The following is a 16874-nucleotide window of genomic DNA, read 5'->3' as shown; positions in this document are numbered from 1 at the left end:
GTCGTTCTCATCGGGCGGGCATCCGGAACCACCGGACGGAGCCCGCCGCCATGGGCAGGGGCACGGACGCCCCCTCGGGCAGGGCGAGGACGGAACCGTCGAGGGCGTCCTGCAGCCGCGTCGTACCCCCGAGGCGTCGGGGGTCGAGCACGGCCGTCGTCGGGATCTGCGCGACGTTCACCAGACACAGGACCGTGTCGTCGCCGTACCGGCGCAGCACGGCGAGTACCTGAGGGCTGCCGGCGTCGAGGACTTCGCAGAGTCCACGGGTCAGCGCCAGATGGTTGCTCCGCACTTCCAGCAGCGTGCGCAGTGCGGGGCCGGCCCCGGCATCGTCCAGAAGCATCCGGCCGGGCAGGAGCGGACACCCGGGAAGGGAGAGCAGGATCGCCGCGGCCAGCCGCCGGGCGGCCGGTGGCAGCGCGGGCGGCAGACCGAGTCCCCACTCGGCCGGTTTCACCTGCCGGGCCGGCCGGGACGCGGGCGCGAACGTGCTCTCGATCTCGCTTCTGAGCTGGGCGAGCGCCTGCTCGAAGGCCCCGCCCGGCATCGAGCGGCTGCGGACGGCGAAGCCCAGCGCCGAGACCAGCGCCGAGGCGGGCAGTACGTGGAAGACACCGCGCGGGGGATCCGCGGGCGCGGCGGCGCACAGCAGCAGGCGCGCGTCGTACCCGTCCAGCAGATGGCGTACGTCCTCCAGCAAAGCCGCGCCGACGCCTTCCGCGCCGGTGAGCCGTACCCCGTCGACGTCCTGGTCCAGCCAGTGAACGAGGACGTCGAGGACTTCGTCGCCCGGCGCGGACAGGTCGACGCCGACCACCACCCGAACTCCTTGCCGGCGTGCCGCGGCCAGGTGCTGAGCGAGGTCGTCCGGTTCACCGGCGCCGACGGCACGGGGGGCATCGGCCGCCAGGCAGTCCACGCCCGGCATCGCGGCCAGGGCCGCCATCAGCGCCACGGGCACCTCGACCACGACGCAGCCCCGGCTCCAGGCGGGGACGGCGGGGGTCTCGGCGGCCCGCTCGACGTCCGGCAGGACGCGGTAGGCCCGGCCGTCCTCGGTGCTCAGCTCCACCGGTCCGCCGCCCCCGGCGACCACCCAGCTGTCGTCGCCCATGGCGAAGACCCGGTCGGCGCAGAAGCGCAGCAGGGTCTCCCACTGGTTCACCGTGCGGTCCCCCGAGACCAGGGAGGTGCCGGGGAAAGGGAGTTCGAGGAGCGTCGCATCGTTTCCGACCGCCGCCACCAGGCGCCTGGGACCGCTGACGGCCAGTGAGGTCACCTGCCAGGGTGCCTGCCCGATCTGGCGGGTCGTCGGCTCGCCGTACGGCCCCGCCGACGTGGCGAGGATCCGCCCGTCGGCCGTGGCCCGGACGCTCACCTGGCCGTCCCTCGACCTGGCGCCGGGCCCGGCCGTGACCTCGCTCGGGACCGGCGACGCGCTCCGCTCGTCCTGGCCGGTCCACGGTGTGGCGCCGACGCGCAGCGGCCGATGGTGCCGGACGCCGTCCTGGACGTACGACACCACGCTCCCGTCAGCGGACAGCGCCAGCCCGCTCCGGGCGCCGGGCGTCGTGTCCGGTGCCAGCCGCCCGCTCTCCGACCCGTCACCGCCGTGCAGCACGATCGTCCCGTCGGGAAGCAGCACCGCGCAGTGCGCCGCCTCGGCGCTCGTGCCGGTGAAGTCGCAGACCGCCACGTCCAGGGCCGCCCCCGGATGACTGAGGCTCATGCGCACGTCGCCGTCCGGGCCGATCCGCTGCACCACCGTGTAGGGCAGATGCACGCTGTGCCCGTCCAGCACTTCGAGGCGGATCGGGTCCGGTGTGTGGGTGAGCGAACTCAGCGCGTCGATCCGTACCTTGTGCCGGGTCCCCTTGGCGTGCAGGATCCGCGCGCCGCCCGCGGGCGGTCTGCTGAGGACGATGCCGTCCGACCTGGCCGTCACGCCGACGGTCAGGGTGTGCTGGACCCGGGCGCGGGCCTGCGCTGTCACCGTCGCCGGTCGTCCGACCGGGTCCGGGGGCGGATCGAGGCCGAGACGCTCGCACGAGGCGACCTGGATCCGCCAGACGTCGTCACGGCCCTGAAGGTGGAGCGGCAGCCGGTGCGCGTAGTGCAGGACCCAGCGGCCCATGTCGTCGGCCATGCCTTCGGCCGTGTCCTGCCCCGACACGGTCCGCAGGACGAGGTCCGCGTGGCGCGCCACCTCGGGCTCGGCGCCGTCGGCCGGGTGCATCCCGGACCAGATGAGCTCCTCGCAGAGCCGGACGACGATCGGGGCCCGCGCGTGCTCGGCGGCGGTGAAGTCCCGTATGTCGCGCAGCAGTCGCGGCGAGCGCCGGGCGAGATCCGTACGAAGATGCTCCGCGGCCTCGGGATACAGGAGCAGGGACTGACTGCCGGCCGCCTCCACCAGGGCGGAGAACCACAGTTCGGCCTCCAGCCCGGCCGACGTGCGGGGCAGGAAGCGCAGCCGTGCCCTGCGCAGGAAACCGTGATCGACACTGATCGTCAACGAGACGCACGTCGCCAGTTCGACGAGGTCGGGCCGGGTCCGCGAGAGGTGGGCGATCGTCTCGGCCGTCCGCGTCATGACCGCTCTTCCAGCAGCCGATGGATCTTCCGGGTCGCCTCCCGCGCGTGCCGCAGCGAGATCCGCCGGTCGAACGGGATCAGGGCGACCCTTTCGCGCACCTGCGGAAGATACGCCGTCGCGGGGAACGGGGTGAGGCACGCCGGCGGACAACCGCAGCGCAGCACCTGGTCGAGGAAGTCCAGCCACTCGTGGACCCGGGCCGTGCGGTCGCCGGTGAGGGGCGGCCGGAGCATCCCCAGGTCGGACACGAGGACCACGGGGGTACCAGGAGCGGGTGCCCGATAGGCCTGCGGCCCCGCGGCGGAGCCGGCGTGCACGACCCCGCGCCGGGGGGAGCCGGAGAAGCGCAGCACTTCCACCCGGTCCCGGCCGGCGACGCTGGCCATCAGCCCGTGCAGCCACCGCCGGTCCTCATGGAAGGGAGCCATGCCGGGGCTGTGGTCGAGCAGCAGCTGGACGCCGCGCCGGGTGCTGGGACGACGCTGCCACGGCACGGTTCGCAGGACCTGCTGCCGGGAGACCTTCCGGACCAGAGCCCGCTGGTCGAGCCGCCTGCTCGCGACCGGGGCGGACACGGCGGCGACCATCACTCCGCGAGCCCACTCGGGAGTCCAGGGCGGTTCGAGGCCGGCCGACTGGACCGCCCCCACGCCATCGCCGGGCGCTTCCCCCGGTCCGTCGTCCGTCCCGTCGGCGGCCGATCGGTGCTGGTCCTCCGACGGCGGCCGGGTCAGGGCGAGCGAGAACGCGACGGGGCGCTCCGTCAATCTGACGGCCGGGAACGGATGCTCGACGAGGGAGGGCGGCGACACCATCTCGTCCGGGACGGCCGGCTCCGGTGCGGCGTCCCCGCCCGACGCGACGACGCCCTCGGGCGCGGGACGGTCGACGGCAGCGGCAGCGGCAGCGGCGGAGGTGGAGGCGGAGGAGGAGGGCGGCGGCTCTTCGGCCTCCGGCCCGGCGAGGGCGGCCTCCGGTTCGGCGAGGGCCGCGCCCGCGACGGCTTCTGGCCCGGCGGTGAGACCGGTGGGCACGACCCACTCCCGCTCCCCGGCACCGAGTCCGACGAGCCGGGCCATGGCGACGGCCGTGGCCCGGTCCCGCGGGTGCAGCAGGGAGACGGCCTTGACCAGGTCCCCGAGGAAGAGGCCGCCACGTGCGCTCATACGGTGCGTCCCGAACCCTCACGCCGCTTCAGCAGCGTGACGGCCTCCAGCACGTCCCACTCCGTGGTGCCCGGCGCGACCCCCAGCTGATGGCTGGCCTTGAGCGCGTCCAGATACTCCGCGGTGCTGGGGCCGGACGGATCGTCCCCCCGGTCGCCGCGGATCTCCAGGAGCAGATCGGCGATGCTCCCGGCGAGTCCCTCGTGGAAGTGCGCGCCCAAGTGCTGTTCGGCCACCCGGAGAAGATGCCGTCGGGTGGGCGGGCTCAGGTCGAACACGATGCAGCGGCGCAGGAACGGCCGCGGCAGCTCCCGCTCGTCATTGGTGGTGATGACGACCAGGGGAGCGTGCTCGTCGGCGACGGAGACGTGGCTGCGGTCGTCCCACGGCTTGGGGAAGGAGAGCGAACCGAGCGGTCCCAGCAGGCTGTTGGGCAGGTCTGGGTCGGCCTTGTCGATCTCGTCGATGAGTACGACGCACCGCTTCTCGGCGCTCCCCGCCTCGAAGGCCCGCCACAGCGGCCCGGGCGTGTAGTAGTCCGCCATCTCGTCGCTCAGCAGCTGCGCCTGGGCGTCGTTGAGGCGCTTCATCGCGTCGAACCGCCACAGCAGGTCCTCGGGTTCGGTGCGGGCGGTCACGACGTGGGCGTGGTACTCCCAGTCGAGGATGCGTGCGACGTTGGGCGCCAGCGACGACTTCCCGGACCCTGGCGGACCGAACAGCAGCAGCGGCCGGCCCGTCTTCAGCGCCACGTTGACGGCGAGCACCAGACGGTCGTCGTCGAAGACGTACACCTCGTCGTCCGCCGCGTATCCGGACCCGGGAGCGTGCTCCGCCGGGCGGCCGCCGCCCGCCGCGGAGGCGTCGCCGGCTGGGTCGAACTCCTTCTCGTACTGGAGCAACTGTCCTCCGGTGTCCGGTCAACTGGGGTCTGGGACGGGTGACTTCGCCGGACGCGTAGTCGATCGACATTCTGTACCCGTCCGGTCGCAGGGTGGAGTGCTCGCCCGCAATTCCGTCCGGCATATCCCGCAGGAGACCCCCTTCGAACGGTCTTGCCCATTACGGAGTGTGAACCTCGTGGGAGTGCTCGTGTCCGGCCGAAAAGGGCCTGGAACGCTCGAGTCCCCACCCGAAGGGGCAGGGAAGCGGGCGTGGACGGCGAACCGGGCGGAGCCCGAGGAGAGTGACTCCCTGGACCGCTCATTCGTTCGCGACCGGTTCTGACCAGCATTGATCGATCTCGGGTTCGATGGAGGCGCGTGCCCGACGAACTTATCGGTCTGTCGTACGAGGACTCATACCAGAGCGGGACGCTGTCCGTGGGACTTTGTCAACTGCCCACCGCACATGATGCGTCGACGACTACTGTCAGTGTCCGTCGAACGGCGCAGGGCCGGAAAGTTCGGTTCTGCCGATCGACACCCGCATGCGCGTGCCCGCGTACGCATCCGACACGTGCAGCAGCGAGCCCCCAGGGCCATCAGGCCCGACGGACCAGTACGACGAGGACACCGATGTCTCACCTCCGCGCCCCGGCCACACGCGCAGACCGCCGTGAGGGCGGTCGGCACGGCCGGCCGGCCGCCCGAGCCGTTCCCGCGCTGCCCGAGACCCATATACGGCCCCAACTGCTGCGTCTGGCCGTGCTGCCGCCCGTCGCCGTGGCCCTGAGCGCCTGCGCCGCCGTACTGTTCACCGTCCGCTCCACCGGCGCCCGCCCCAGCCTGACCCTGTGGTGCGTGCTCGCCGGTGCCGTCTCGGTGACCTGCGCGGGCATCCTGATCGCCGCCGTGGCCGCCGACCGCGCCGCCCACTCGGTGAGCGACCGCCTCGGCGCCCTGCGCCGCAGCAACGCGCGGGGCGAGGCCGACCTGCGGGCCCTGGTCGAGACGCTGCGCCGCGGAGAGAGCCCGCCCCAGCGCACACCGCGCAGCGCCCTGCCCGAGGACGCCGACGACTTCGAACTGCTCGCCGCCGACCTCGCACGTGCCCACGACGGGGCCGTCACCGCCGTCGTCCAGGCCTCGCAGCTCTCCAGCCAGGCCAGCAGCGAACAGAAACTCGAGGTCTTTCTCAACCTCGCCCGGCGCCTGCAGTCGCTGGTGCACCGCGAGATCTCGATCCTCGACGAGCTGGAGAACGAGATCGAGGACCCCGACCTCCTCAAGGGCCTCTTCCACGTCGACCACCTCGCCACCCGCATCCGCCGCCACGCCGAGAACCTCGCCGTGCTCGGCGGGGCCGTCTCCCGCCGGCAGTGGAGCAACCCGGTCCCCATGACGGAGGTGCTGCGCTCCGCCATCGCCGAGGTCGAGCAGTACTCACGGGTCAAGCTCGTGCCGCCGATCGACGGCACACTGCGCGGCCACGCCGTCGCCGACGTGATCCACCTGCTGGCCGAACTCGTCGAGAACGCCACCGTGTTCTCCGCCCCGCACACCCAGGTGCTGCTGCGCGCCAACCTCGTCACCTCGGGGCTCGCCGTCGAGGTCGAGGACCGCGGGCTGGGCATGCCCGTCGGCGAGCAGAGCCGGATGAACGCCCTGCTCGCCGACCCCGACCAGGTCAACGTGGCGAGCCTGCTGGCCGACGGCCGCATCGGGCTGTTCGTGGTCTCGCAGCTCGCCAAGCGGCACGGCATCCATGTCCGGCTGCAGACCAACATCTACGGCGGAGTCCAGGCCGTCCTCGTGGTGCCGCAGGTGCTCCTGGGGACGACGCCGGGCGCCCCCGGATCCGTACCGCAGCCGCCGGACGCGCCGGGGACCGGGGCGAGCCCGTCCGTGCCGGTCCCGTTGCAGCCGCAGCCGCAGCTTCAGCCCCAGCCGCGACCGGAGCCGGGGCACCGGGGCACGCCGAGCGCACCGCCCGCGCCGTCGGCCCCGCCGCGCCCTCGCCAGCGGGAGACCGCGCCGCCGCTCAAGAAGGGCGACGGACCCGCACCGCTGCCGGTGCGCGGAGCCCGCGAGCAGCGGCCCACCCCGGCGGAGGCCGTGCCCGGCGTCCGGCCCGAGAACCGGCACCTGGTCGAGGAGTACGTGGCCACACCGCCCACCCCGCGCAACGGCGCCGTGCGCGGCACCATGGGCAAGCCGCAACTGCCCCGGCGCCGCGCCCAGGAGCACATCGCTCCCCAGCTGCGCGACGGGCCGGCGCCCCGCCAGGAATCGGAGTACCTGGCCGGCCACGACCCGGGCCTGATGGCCGCCTTCCAGCGGGGCATCGGCCTGGCCGAGGCCCAACAGCACTTCGAGACGGCGTCCGGCGAGCCGACGGCACCCCTGGCCCCGCCACCGGGCCCGGCCCTGGGGCCGTCCGGCGTGGAGCCCGCCCCCATGGACCCCGTACGCGCGCCCGTGCCGCGTCCCCGCACCGCGCCCCTCGCGTCCCTGGACCTCGGCCACACGGACGTCACGGACATGGTCGCTCCGCCCTCCATGGACGTACGCCCCATGGACCCGTCCCACATAGCCGAGGCGCACCCCGGGCACGGGCCCGGGTCGTACGACGTACGCGGCGTGCGGGACGGCCTGTCCGCGCCCGGGCTCGATCTCGACCACACCACCCGGCACGACGGGAGCGCACCCGCCGGATGACCACCCCCACGTTCACCCCACCCCCCAGCGCTCCCGCAGACCTTCGTACCTCAAGGAGTCGATCCACCATGGCGAGCGAAGCGCCGACCGGCCATGTATCCGATCTCGACTGGCTGATGAGCGGCCTCGTGCAGCGTGTACCGCACACCACCAGTGCGGTCCTCCTGTCCTGCGACGGGCTCGTGAAGTCGGTCCACGGTCTCGACACCGACAGCGCCGACCACATGGCCGCCCTGGCGTCCGGCCTCTACTCCCTCGGCCGCAGCGCGGGCGTCCGCTTCGGCGACGGCGGTGACGTCCGCCAGGTCGTCGTCGAACTCGACGCGACCCTGCTGTTCGTGACCACCGCCGGATCCGGCACCTGTCTCGCCGTGCTGGCCGGCCGCGAGGCCGACGCGGCGGTGCTCGGCTACGAGATGGCCATGCTGGTCAAGAGCGTCCGCCCCTACCTGGTGACCGCGCCCCGCCAGCACTCCGTCGAACCGTCTGCGATGAGGCCTTGAGCGTGGCGGCGGCCGGTGACGGGCCCTGGCTCGACGACGCGGCCGGACGGCTGGTGCGCCCCTTCACGGTCAGCAACGGCCGTACCCGGCCCACCATCGCGCTCGACCTGCTGTCGCACGTGATGGCCACCGGAGCCACCCCCCTCGGCTACCTCGGCCCCGAACACGCGCAGGTACTCGACATGTGCCGCGCCCCCGTCTCGGTCGCCGAGGTCGCCGCCCACCTGAAGCTGCCCGCGGTGGTCACCAAGGTGCTGCTGGCTGACCTCGTCGACTGCGGGGCGCTGACCACCAAACCCCCCGAGTTCACCCACAACCCGACTGACCGGGCCCTTCTGGAGGCAGTGCTCGATGGACTACGACGACAGCTCTGACCCCTTCCCCACCGCACTCAAGATCCTGGTGGCGGGCGGGTTCGGAGTAGGCAAGACGACCTTCGTGGGCGCGGTCAGCGAGATCGCGCCCCTGAGCACGGAGGAACTGCTCACCACGGTCAGCGCCGAGACCGACAGCCTCGAAGGCATCGAGAACAAGGTCGAGACGACGGTGGCCATGGACTTCGGCCGCATCACCCTCGACCCGGAACACGTCCTGTACTTGTTCGGGACGCCCGGACAGGAGCGCTTCTGGTTCATGTGGGACGAACTGTCCGAGGGTGCGCTCGGCGCGGTCATCCTCGCCGACACCCGGCGCCTGGAGGAGTGCTTCGCCGCCGTCGACTTCTTCGAGCAGCGCGGTCTCGGCTTCATCGTCGCGATCAACGAGTTCGACGGCTCCTACCGCTACGACCCCGAGGAGGTCCGCGCCGCCATCGACCTCGATCCACAGATCCCGGTCGTGCGCTGCGACGCCCGGATCTCCAGCTCGGGCGTCCAGACCCTGCTGACCCTGGTACGGCATCTGATCGCCCACAGCCCGGCACCCGCGCCGAGCCACGGCGCCCACATGTGACCCCCGCACACCCCGCAACGGAGCCGCATATGACGTATGCCCACAGCGACGGAGCCCGCCCATGAGCTACGACCTGCCCCGCCCGGCCGGTCGACTGCTGCTCACCCCCGAGGACAAGGAGGCGCCCGCCCGTGTGCGGCGGCTGCGCCTGCTGGGGCTGGGAGAGCATCCGGAGCCCGCGCTCGACGCCTTCGCGGCCCATCTCGCGGGGCGGGCGCAAGCGCCGTACGCCATGGTCAACTTCATCGACCAGCGCCGGCAGTTCTTCGCGGGCCTGCGCGTTCCGGACGTCAGACCCCTCATGTCCCCCGACGAGGAGGCCAAGCCGGAGATGGGCCGCCTCATGGAACGCGACCACGGGTTCTGCCCCCATGTGGTCGTCCGACGCAAGGCGTTGGTGCTGGAGGACGTCCGCGACTATCCGCGGTTCGCGGGCAACCCGGTCGTCGACGAGTTCGGTATCCGTTCCTATCTCGGCGCTCCGCTCATCGACACCACCGGCATGGTGCTGGGCACGGTGTGCATCGCCGACACCGAGCCGCGCCCCTGGGGCAGGTCCGGGCTGGACACCATCAAGGCCGCGGCCGCCGAACTCGTCGTACGGGTGGAGCGGCGGAAGACCGACGGGTTCTGGCTCTGACAGGCTGATGCGCGCCGGGGGGGCGGGCGTGAAGCAGAGCTGTGGCGCCGCTTAAGAAATCCTCGATGGACCGGGGCGCCGCCGTACGGCAGATTGCTACGCGATCCCACCCCTCTCCCCGGAACGGGCCGCTTTCGGCATGCCCGGACCCGGGGACCCACGCACAGGAGCCATAGCGTGAAGGCGCTGGTCAAGGAGAAGGCGGAGCCGGGGCTGTGGCTCGCGGACGTGCCCGAGCCCGCAGTCGGACCCGTCGACGTACTGATCAAGGTGCTGCGTACCGGGATCTGCGGCACCGACCTGCACATCCGGTCCTGGGACGGCTGGGCGCGGCAGGCGATCCGCACTCCGCTCGTGCTCGGCCACGAGTTCGTCGGCGAGGTCGTCGACACCGGCCGGGACGTCACCGACATCAAGGCGGGCGACCGGGTCAGCGGCGAGGGCCACCTGGTGTGCGGCAGGTGCCGCAACTGCCTCGCCGGGCGGCGGCATCTGTGCCGGGCCACGGTCGGGCTCGGGGTCGGCCGCGACGGGGCGTTCGCCGAGTATGTGGCGCTGCCCGCCGCCAACGTCTGGGTGCACCGCATCCCCGTCGAGCTCGACGTCGCCGCGATCTTCGACCCGTTCGGCAACGCCGTGCACACCGCGCTGTCCTTCCCGCTGGTGGGGGAGGACGTCCTCATCACCGGTGCCGGGCCGATCGGCCTGATGGCCGCCGCCGTCGCCCGGCACGCCGGGGCGCGGAACGTCGTGATCACCGACGTCAGCGAGGAGCGGCTGGAGCTGGCCCGCAAGATCGGTGCGAGCCTCGCGCTGAACGTCGCCGAGTCGACCATCGCCGACGGTCAGCGGGAACTCGGTCTGCGCGAGGGCTTCGACATCGGCCTGGAGATGTCCGGGCGCCCCGAGGCCGTGCGGGACATGATCGCCAACATGACGCACGGCGGCCGGATCGCGATGCTCGGCCTGCCGGCCGAGGAGTTCCCGGTCGACTGGGCCCGGATCGTCACCTCGATGATCACGATCAAGGGCATCTACGGCCGTGAGATGTTCGAGACCTGGTACGCGATGTCGGTGCTCCTGGAGGGCGGTCTCGACCTGGCGCCCGTGATCACCGGCCGGTACGGCTACCGCGAACACGAGGCGGCGTTCGCCGACGCGGCGAGCGGCCGCGGCGGCAAGGTCATCCTCGACTGGACCCTCTGACCCACCAAGGACTGATGATGTTCGACTCCGTGCGTGACGACCTCCGTGCCACCCTCGACGAGATCCGCGCCGCCGGCCTGCACAAGCCCGAGCGCGTGATCGGCAGCCCGCAGTCCGCGACCGTGAACGTCACCGCGGGCGGCCGCGGCGGCGAAGTGCTCAACTTCTGCGCCAACAACTACCTCGGCCTCGCCGACCATCCCGAGGTGATCGCCGCCGCTCACGAGGCCCTGGACCGCTGGGGCTACGGCATGGCCTCCGTGCGCTTCATCTGCGGCACGCAGGAGGTGCACAAGGAACTGGAGACGCGGCTCGCGGTCTTCCTCGGCCAGGAGGACACGATCCTGTACTCCTCCTGCTTCGACGCCAACGGGGGCGTGTTCGAAACGCTGCTGGGCCCCGAGGACGCGGTGATCTCGGACGCGTTGAACCACGCCTCCATCATCGACGGCATCCGCCTGTCCAAGGCCCGCCGCTTCCGCTACGCCAACCGTGATCTCGCCGACCTGGAACGGCAGTTGAAGGAGGCCACCGAAGCGGGGGCCCGGCGCAAGCTGATCGTCACGGACGGCGTCTTCTCGATGGACGGCTATGTGGCCCCCCTGCGCGAGATCTGCGACCTCGCCGACCGCCACGACGCCATGGTCATGGTCGACGACTCGCACGCCGTCGGCTTCGTCGGCCCCGGCGGCCGCGGCACCCCCGAGCTGCACGGCGTCATGGACCGCGTGGACATCATCACCGGCACCCTCGGCAAGGCGCTCGGCGGCGCCTCCGGCGGTTACGTCGCCGCCCGCGCCGAGATCGTCGCCCTGCTCCGCCAGCGCTCCCGGCCCTACCTCTTCTCCAACACCCTCGCCCCGGTGATCGCCGCCGCCTCGCTGAAGGTGATCGACCTGCTCGAATCGGCGGACGACCTGCGGGTCCGGCTGGCCGAGAACACCGCCCTGTTCCGCCGCCGGATGACCGCGGAGGGCTTCGACGTCCTGCCCGGCGATCACGCCATCGCGCCCGTCATGATCGGCGACGCGGCGAAGGCGGCCCGCCTGGCGGAGCTGCTCCTGGAGCGCGGCGTGTACGTGATCGGCTTCTCGTATCCGGTCGTGCCGCAGGACCAGGCCCGCATCAGGGTGCAGCTGTCCGCCGCGCACTCGACGGCGGACGTCAACCGGGCGGTCGACGCGTTCGTGTCGGCGCGCGCGGAACTCGAAGGCTGACGGCGACAGGTACAGACGTACAGACCGGCCGGACATATTGCGATAATCGTATCCATGATCGAAGCGCGGCGGCTCCACATCCTCCGTGCGGTGGCCGACCACCGCACGGTGACCGCGGCTGCCGCCGCGCTGTACCTCACACCCTCGGCGGTCTCGCAGCAGCTGACCGCCCTGGAGCAGGAGACCGGCCACCGGCTGGTCGAGCGCGGGGCGAAGGGCGTACGGCTGACCCCGGCCGGCGAGATCCTGCTCAGCCACACCCACGTGGTCCTCGCCCAGCTGGAGCGGGCCGAGGCCGAGCTCGCCGCGTACGGCTCGGGCGCCGCCGGCACCGTCACCGTCGCCTCCTTCGCGACCGGCATCGCCCTGGTCGTGGCGCCCGCGGTGGCCCGCCTCGCCGAGTCGGCGCCCGGCATCCGCCTACGCGTCCAGGACGCCGAGGGCGATGCCAGCCTGCCGATGGTCCTCGACCGGCAGGTCGACGTCGCGGTGGCCGTCGAGTACCGCGGGGCCCCGCCCGCCGACGACCCCCGGCTCACCCACGTACCCCTCTACGCCGAGCCCTTCGACGCGGTCCTTCCCCCCGCCCACCGCCTCGCCGACGCCGGGGAGGTCCCGCTCGCGGACCTGGCCAAGGATCCGTGGATCGGGCCCTACCCCGGCAACCCCTGCCACGACGTGGTCGTCCTGGCCTGCGAGAGCGCCGGTTTCCAGCCCCGCCTCGAACACTCCTCGGACGACTTCCGCGCGGTCGTGGCCCTGGCCTCCGCCGACGCGGGCGTGGCGCTCGTACCCCGCTCGGCGCTGATCGGCATGGACCTCGCCGGTGTGGTCGTACGGCCCGTCGACGGAGTCGCGCCCACTCGCCGGGTCTTCGCGGCGGTACGCCGGGGAGCCGAGGAACACCCGCTGATCCGGCCGGTCCTGGACGCGCTCGCAGACGCCGCACGGGGGTAGGGAACCGGCCACCGGCCGCACGCAGTCTGGACTGTCATGCGTGTGACGATGATCCTTCCGGCCCTGACCGAGGCGACGAGCCCGCTGTTCAGGCCCATCAAGTACTCGCTGTTCCCGCCGCTCGGCCTCGCCACCCTGGCCGGCTACCTGGACCCCGACGACGAGGTCACCCTCCACGACGAACACGTGGAACGCCTCGACCTCGAAGCCCTCGACACTCCTGACCTGCTGGTCGTCCAGCCGTACATCACCTCGGCCCGCCGCGGCTACGAGATAGCCGACCACTTCCGCGCCCGGGGCGTCCACGTGGCGATGGGCGGCCTGCACGTCACCTCGCTCCCCGACGAGGCCGCCGCCCACGCCGACACGGTCTTCACCGGCCCCGGTGAGGACATCTGGCCGCTGTTCCTGAAGGACTTCCGCGACGGCGTCCCCGCCCGCCGCTACGACTCGACACTGCGCACCCTGGCCGGACTTCCGCCCGTACGACGTGACCTGATCAAGCGTCACCTCTACCTCGTGCCCAACTCGATCGTGGTGTCCCGCGGTTGCCCCCACCACTGCGACTTCTGCTACAAGGACGCCTTCTTCGAGGGCGGCAAGTCCTTCTACACCCAGGCCGTCGACGACGCCCTCGCCGAGATCGACCGCCTGCCCGGCCGCCACCTCTACTTCCTCGACGACCACCTGCTCGGCAACAAGCGCTTCGCGCAAGCCCTGTTCGACGGGATGAAGGGGATGGGGCGGCTGTGGCAGGCGGCCGGCACGGTCAACTCCGTACTGGCCCCGGACCTGTTGGAGCGGGCCGTGGAGGCGGGGCTGCGCAGTCTGTTCGTGGGCTTCGAGACCATCAACGACGCCAACCTCGCGGAGCGCCGCAAGAACCAGAACATCGGCACGGACTACGCGGCGGCGGTACGGCGCCTGCACGAGGCCGGGGTCATGGTCAACGCCAGCTTCGTCTTCGGGCTCGACCAGGACGGCCCCGACGTCTTCGACCGCACGGTCGAATGGGCCGTAGGGCAGGGCATCGAGACCGCCACCTTCCACATCATGACGCCGTATCCGTCGACCGGGCTGTGGAAGCAGCTGGAATCCGAGAACCGCATCGTGCACCGCGACTGGGACCTGTATGACACCCGGCATGTCGTCTACGAGCCCGCCAGAATGACGCCTCGTCAGCTGGAGGACGGCTACTGGCGGGCGTACCGCGACTTCTACCGCTGGTCCAACATCTGGCGGGGGTCCGCGGCCCAGCCGGGACCGCACGAGCGGCTGCGGCACCTCGCGTACGCCGGCGGCTGGAAGAAGTTCGAGCCCGCCTGGGACCTGCTGATCCGGTCGAAGCGGGTGGTGCGGGCGATGCCGGCGCTGGAGCGGACGCTGGCGGCGTTCGGAGGGCGGGCGTGATGACCGGGGCCATATCCCCGTTTCTCGCATGCGGGATATAATCCCGGATATGAAACATGAAGTCGTCGAGTCCGGGCCGGACCCCGTCGACGCCCGGCTGGGCGCGCGGCTGGCCGAACTGAGAGGCGAACACGGCTGGTCGCTGGGGGAGTTGGCGGAACGCAGCGGGGTGAGCAGGTCGACCCTGTCCCGGGCCGAGCGGGCGGAGATCAGTCCCACCGCCTCGCTGCTGAACCGGCTGTGCAACGTCTACGGACGCACCATGTCCCAGCTGCTCAGCGAGATCGAGGCGGAACCGGCGCTGGTGGTCAGGGCCGCGGACCAGCCGGTGTGGGAGGACCGGGCCTCCGGATTCGTACGGCGGTCCGTGTCCCCGCCGCACTCCGGTCTGCGCGGCGAACTCGTCGAGGGGCGGCTCGCCCCGGGCGCCGACATCGCCTACGACCGGCCGCCCGTGCCCGGCCTGGAGCAGCACATCTGGGTCCTCGAAGGGGCCCTCGCAGTGACGGCACAGGACGCCGAGCACCACCTCGACGCCGGTGACTGCCTGCGGCTGCGGGTGTGGGGGCCGACGCGGTTCCGGTGTGCGGGCCCCGAGCGGGTGCGGTACGTGCTGGCGGTGGTGTTGCCGTGATCGTGAGCCGGCTGGACGGGACCCAAGTGGCCGACCACGTCGAGGCGTTGGCCGACCTGCTGGTCGACACCGTGGACGGCGGCGCCTCGGTGGGCTTCCTCGCTCCGCTCGACCGGGCGACCGCCCTCGCCTGGTGGCAGGAGCGGGCGGCGGGCGTGGCCGCCGGGCAGCTCGCCGTGTGGGTCGCGCGCGACGACGGCCGGACGCTCGGCACCGTGAGCCTGGCGTTCCCCGACAAGCCCAACAGCCGCCACCGCGCCGAACTGGTCAAGCTGATGGTGCACCGGGAGGCCCGCGGACGGGGCCTCGGCCGCAGGCTGCTGGCGACCGCCGAGGAGGCGGCCGTCGGTGCGGGCGTCACCCTCCTCCACCTGGACACGGAGACCGACAGCCCCGCCGAGCACCTCTACACGGCCGTCGGCTGGACGCGGGCCGGAGTGATCCCCGACTACGCGGCGGACCCGGCCGGGGTGCTGCGGCCGACGACGCTCTACTACAAGTACGTGGGGGCGGCCGCAGGGAGCGGAGTCACAGCTCTCACCAGGTGATTGTCAGTGGCAGCCACTACGGTGCCTGTCATGCCGGACGCCGAAGACGTACGCCGAATCGCCCTGTCCCTGCCGGACACGACGGAGAAGATCGCCTGGAGCATGCCCACGTTCCGGGTGGCGGGGAAGATGTTCGCCACGCTGCCCGAGGACGAGACGTCCCTCGCCGTGCGCTGCCCCAAGGAGGAGCGCAACGAACTGGTGCTGGCCGAACCGGAGAAGTTCTGGATCGCCGACCACGAGGCGCAGTTCGCCTGGGTGCGTGCCCGCCTCGCCGCGCTGGAGGACGAGGACGAGGTGCGTGACATCCTCGCGGACTCCTGGCGTCAGGCGGCACCGACGCGACTGCTCGACGCGCACCCGGAACTGGGGCGGCCGGCCGGGGAGTAGGACACGCAGGCTCGGGTTCGGCGGCGGCACGGGAGCGGACGGCCTCGGGGGAGAAGGCCCGCCCGGCTCCACGGACCAACCCGCCTCACGCCGGCCCGGTGCACGACCGGTCCGCCTCACGAATCCGCCGTCACCGCCCCACCCGCCACGAACCCGCCGATCCGCTCCCGCAGGGACCGGGCGTCCAGGCCGTGCGCGGCGATGTGTTCCTCGACGCGGCCGTAACGCCGCAGCTCGCGGCGGCCCACACCGAGGCCCAGCACCCGGTGGGGTACGTCGGCGAGGGCGTCGTTCGCGGCCGCCGTCGACGTACCCGCAAGATACGGCTCGACGAGCACGACGTCGGTTCCCGCCGTCTCCGTGGCCCGGCGCAGGGCGGCAGCGTCGAAGGGACGTACGGTCGTCGCGTACAGCACGGTCACCTCCAGGTCCGCCACGGCGTCGAGCACCGCGTCCAGCAGGGGACCGACGGCGACGACCACACCCGAGCGGCCCTCGCGGACGGTGCGGAACCGCTCGCCGTCGACCGGGAGCGCTTCCCGGTTGGCCTGCACGGACAGCCGTACGTACACCTTGTCGTCGCCGGCGGCGACCGCGTGTCGCAGGAGGGTCTCGGCCTCGTCCGGATGGCCCGGCACGTGCACGGTCCAGCCGTCGAGGGTGTCGAGCAGCGCCACGTCCCCGGGCGACATGTGGGTGTACCCGCCCGCGGGCCAGTCGAAGGACGCGGCGGCGCTGACCAGCACCGCCCCCACGTCCTGGTGTCCGAGGTCCAGCTTGATCTGCTCGAAGGGCCGCTCGACGAGGAAGCTCGCGAAGGTGTGCACGACGGGCCGCAGCCCGGTCAGGGCCATCCCCGCGGCCGCCCCGACGAGGAGCTGCTCGCGGATGCCGACGTTGACGACCCGGTCGGGGTGCCGGTGCCAGGCCTCGGTGAAGCCGTCCCGGCCGATCTCGGCGAGGACGACCGCGACCCGCGGATCCTCGTCGAGCAGGCGCGAGACGACGGCGGGGAAACGGTCACGCATGGTGTCCATGGAAGGTTCGGGCCTTT

16 protein-coding genes are annotated in these 16874 nt (G+C 72.3%); 12 read left to right on the top strand and 4 right to left on the bottom strand.

Going from position 1 to position 16874, the window contains the following annotated elements; genetic code table 11:
- Positions 1-7: 7 nt before the first annotated feature.
- From KUM49_RS10660 to KUM49_RS10650, 3 genes are read right to left on the bottom strand one after another with little or no spacing between them, the layout of a single operon-like run.
- The gene (locus KUM49_RS10660; RefSeq protein WP_217236502.1) at positions 8-2596 is read right to left on the bottom strand and encodes an alpha-glucosidase C-terminal domain-containing protein; all 2589 of its coding nucleotides are present in this window, start codon (positions 2594-2596) and stop codon (positions 8-10) included.
- Entirely contained in the window at positions 2593-3765 is a 1173-nt protein-coding gene (locus KUM49_RS10655; protein ID WP_217236501.1) for a hypothetical protein, read from the bottom strand. The genes KUM49_RS10660 and KUM49_RS10655 overlap by 4 nt, the downstream gene beginning before the upstream one ends.
- Entirely contained in the window at positions 3762-4667 is a 906-nt protein-coding gene (locus KUM49_RS10650; RefSeq protein ID WP_217236500.1) for a MoxR family ATPase, read from the bottom strand. The genes KUM49_RS10655 and KUM49_RS10650 overlap by 4 nt, the downstream gene beginning before the upstream one ends.
- Positions 4668-5282: 615 nt before the next feature.
- On the opposite strand from KUM49_RS10650, the gene KUM49_RS10645 reads away from it, so the two are divergent.
- The 12 genes from KUM49_RS10645 to KUM49_RS10590 all read left to right on the top strand — a co-directional run bounded on the left by KUM49_RS10645 (position 5283) and on the right by KUM49_RS10590 (position 15820).
- Positions 5283-7364 carry a sensor histidine kinase KdpD gene (locus KUM49_RS10645; RefSeq protein WP_217236499.1) on the top strand — a complete coding sequence of 694 codons (2082 nt, stop codon included), beginning with the start codon at positions 5283-5285 and terminating at the stop codon, positions 7362-7364.
- A gap of 68 nt (positions 7365-7432) precedes the next feature.
- The gene (locus KUM49_RS10640; RefSeq protein WP_217236498.1) at positions 7433-7867 is read left to right on the top strand and encodes a roadblock/LC7 domain-containing protein; all 435 of its coding nucleotides are present in this window, start codon (positions 7433-7435) and stop codon (positions 7865-7867) included.
- A 2-nt stretch (positions 7868-7869) separates the two neighbouring features.
- Positions 7870-8241, top strand: coding sequence for a DUF742 domain-containing protein (locus KUM49_RS10635; RefSeq protein WP_217236617.1), 372 nt, complete (start codon positions 7870-7872; stop codon positions 8239-8241).
- Entirely contained in the window at positions 8219-8818 is a 600-nt protein-coding gene (locus KUM49_RS10630) for an ATP/GTP-binding protein (protein WP_217236497.1), read from the top strand. The genes KUM49_RS10635 and KUM49_RS10630 overlap by 23 nt, the downstream gene beginning before the upstream one ends.
- Positions 8819-8879: 61 nt before the next feature.
- Positions 8880-9458 (top strand): GAF domain-containing protein, encoded by a 579-nt coding sequence (locus KUM49_RS10625; protein WP_217236496.1) that lies wholly within the window; start codon positions 8880-8882, stop codon positions 9456-9458.
- A gap of 177 nt (positions 9459-9635) precedes the next feature.
- On the top strand, positions 9636-10664 hold the full coding sequence (gene tdh / locus KUM49_RS10620) for an L-threonine 3-dehydrogenase (RefSeq protein WP_217236495.1): 1029 nt from the start codon (positions 9636-9638) through the stop codon (positions 10662-10664).
- A gap of 17 nt (positions 10665-10681) precedes the next feature.
- Positions 10682-11881: a glycine C-acetyltransferase gene (locus KUM49_RS10615; RefSeq protein WP_217236616.1), complete on the top strand. Its 1200-nt coding sequence runs from the start codon at positions 10682-10684 to the stop codon at positions 11879-11881.
- A 54-nt stretch (positions 11882-11935) separates the two neighbouring features.
- Complete coding sequence (locus KUM49_RS10610) at positions 11936-12838, top strand: LysR family transcriptional regulator (protein WP_217236494.1); 903 nt, start codon at positions 11936-11938, stop codon at positions 12836-12838.
- Between the two features lie 36 nt (positions 12839-12874).
- On the top strand, positions 12875-14248 hold the full coding sequence (locus KUM49_RS10605) for a radical SAM protein (protein WP_217236493.1): 1374 nt from the start codon (positions 12875-12877) through the stop codon (positions 14246-14248).
- Positions 14249-14297: 49 nt separating this feature from the next.
- Entirely contained in the window at positions 14298-14882 is a 585-nt protein-coding gene (locus KUM49_RS10600) for a helix-turn-helix domain-containing protein (protein WP_217236492.1), read from the top strand.
- The gene (locus tag KUM49_RS10595) at positions 14879-15430 is read left to right on the top strand and encodes a GNAT family N-acetyltransferase (protein ID WP_217236491.1); all 552 of its coding nucleotides are present in this window, start codon (positions 14879-14881) and stop codon (positions 15428-15430) included. The genes KUM49_RS10600 and KUM49_RS10595 overlap by 4 nt, the downstream gene beginning before the upstream one ends.
- A gap of 30 nt (positions 15431-15460) precedes the next feature.
- The gene (locus KUM49_RS10590; RefSeq protein WP_217236490.1) at positions 15461-15820 is read left to right on the top strand and encodes an MmcQ/YjbR family DNA-binding protein; all 360 of its coding nucleotides are present in this window, start codon (positions 15461-15463) and stop codon (positions 15818-15820) included.
- A gap of 116 nt (positions 15821-15936) precedes the next feature.
- Here KUM49_RS10590 and KUM49_RS10585 read toward each other — a convergent pair whose 3' ends face one another.
- The gene (locus KUM49_RS10585; RefSeq protein ID WP_217236489.1) at positions 15937-16857 is read right to left on the bottom strand and encodes a transketolase family protein; all 921 of its coding nucleotides are present in this window, start codon (positions 16855-16857) and stop codon (positions 15937-15939) included.
- Positions 16858-16874 lie beyond the last annotated feature (17 nt).

The sequence above is a fragment of the Streptomyces sp. AC555_RSS877 genome, assembly GCF_019049245.1.
GTDB lineage: Bacteria > Actinomycetota > Actinomycetes > Streptomycetales > Streptomycetaceae > Streptomyces.
Note: the sequence above shows the minus strand (reverse complement) of the source record. Positions and strands in the feature narration are given on the sequence as shown.

What these genes read in the sequence shown, in the direction of transcription:
- KUM49_RS10660 (WP_217236502.1), bottom strand. Translation starts at nt 2,596, where the DNA reads ATGACGCGGACGGCCGAGACGATCGCCCACCTCTCGCGGACCCGGCCC.
- KUM49_RS10655 (WP_217236501.1), bottom strand. Translation starts at nt 3,765, where the DNA reads ATGAGCGCACGTGGCGGCCTCTTCCTCGGGGACCTGGTCAAGGCCGTC.
- KUM49_RS10645 (WP_217236499.1), top strand. Translation starts at nt 5,283, where the DNA reads ATGTCTCACCTCCGCGCCCCGGCCACACGCGCAGACCGCCGTGAGGGC.
- KUM49_RS10640 (WP_217236498.1), top strand. Translation starts at nt 7,433, where the DNA reads ATGGCGAGCGAAGCGCCGACCGGCCATGTATCCGATCTCGACTGGCTG.
- KUM49_RS10630 (WP_217236497.1), top strand. Translation starts at nt 8,219, where the DNA reads ATGGACTACGACGACAGCTCTGACCCCTTCCCCACCGCACTCAAGATC.
- KUM49_RS10625 (WP_217236496.1), top strand. Translation starts at nt 8,880, where the DNA reads ATGAGCTACGACCTGCCCCGCCCGGCCGGTCGACTGCTGCTCACCCCC.
- KUM49_RS10615 (WP_217236616.1), top strand. Translation starts at nt 10,682, where the DNA reads ATGTTCGACTCCGTGCGTGACGACCTCCGTGCCACCCTCGACGAGATC.
- KUM49_RS10610 (WP_217236494.1), top strand. Translation starts at nt 11,936, where the DNA reads ATGATCGAAGCGCGGCGGCTCCACATCCTCCGTGCGGTGGCCGACCAC.
- KUM49_RS10605 (WP_217236493.1), top strand. Translation starts at nt 12,875, where the DNA reads ATGCGTGTGACGATGATCCTTCCGGCCCTGACCGAGGCGACGAGCCCG.
- KUM49_RS10600 (WP_217236492.1), top strand. Translation starts at nt 14,298, where the DNA reads ATGAAACATGAAGTCGTCGAGTCCGGGCCGGACCCCGTCGACGCCCGG.
- KUM49_RS10590 (WP_217236490.1), top strand. Translation starts at nt 15,461, where the DNA reads ATGCCGGACGCCGAAGACGTACGCCGAATCGCCCTGTCCCTGCCGGAC.
- KUM49_RS10585 (WP_217236489.1), bottom strand. Translation starts at nt 16,857, where the DNA reads ATGGACACCATGCGTGACCGTTTCCCCGCCGTCGTCTCGCGCCTGCTC.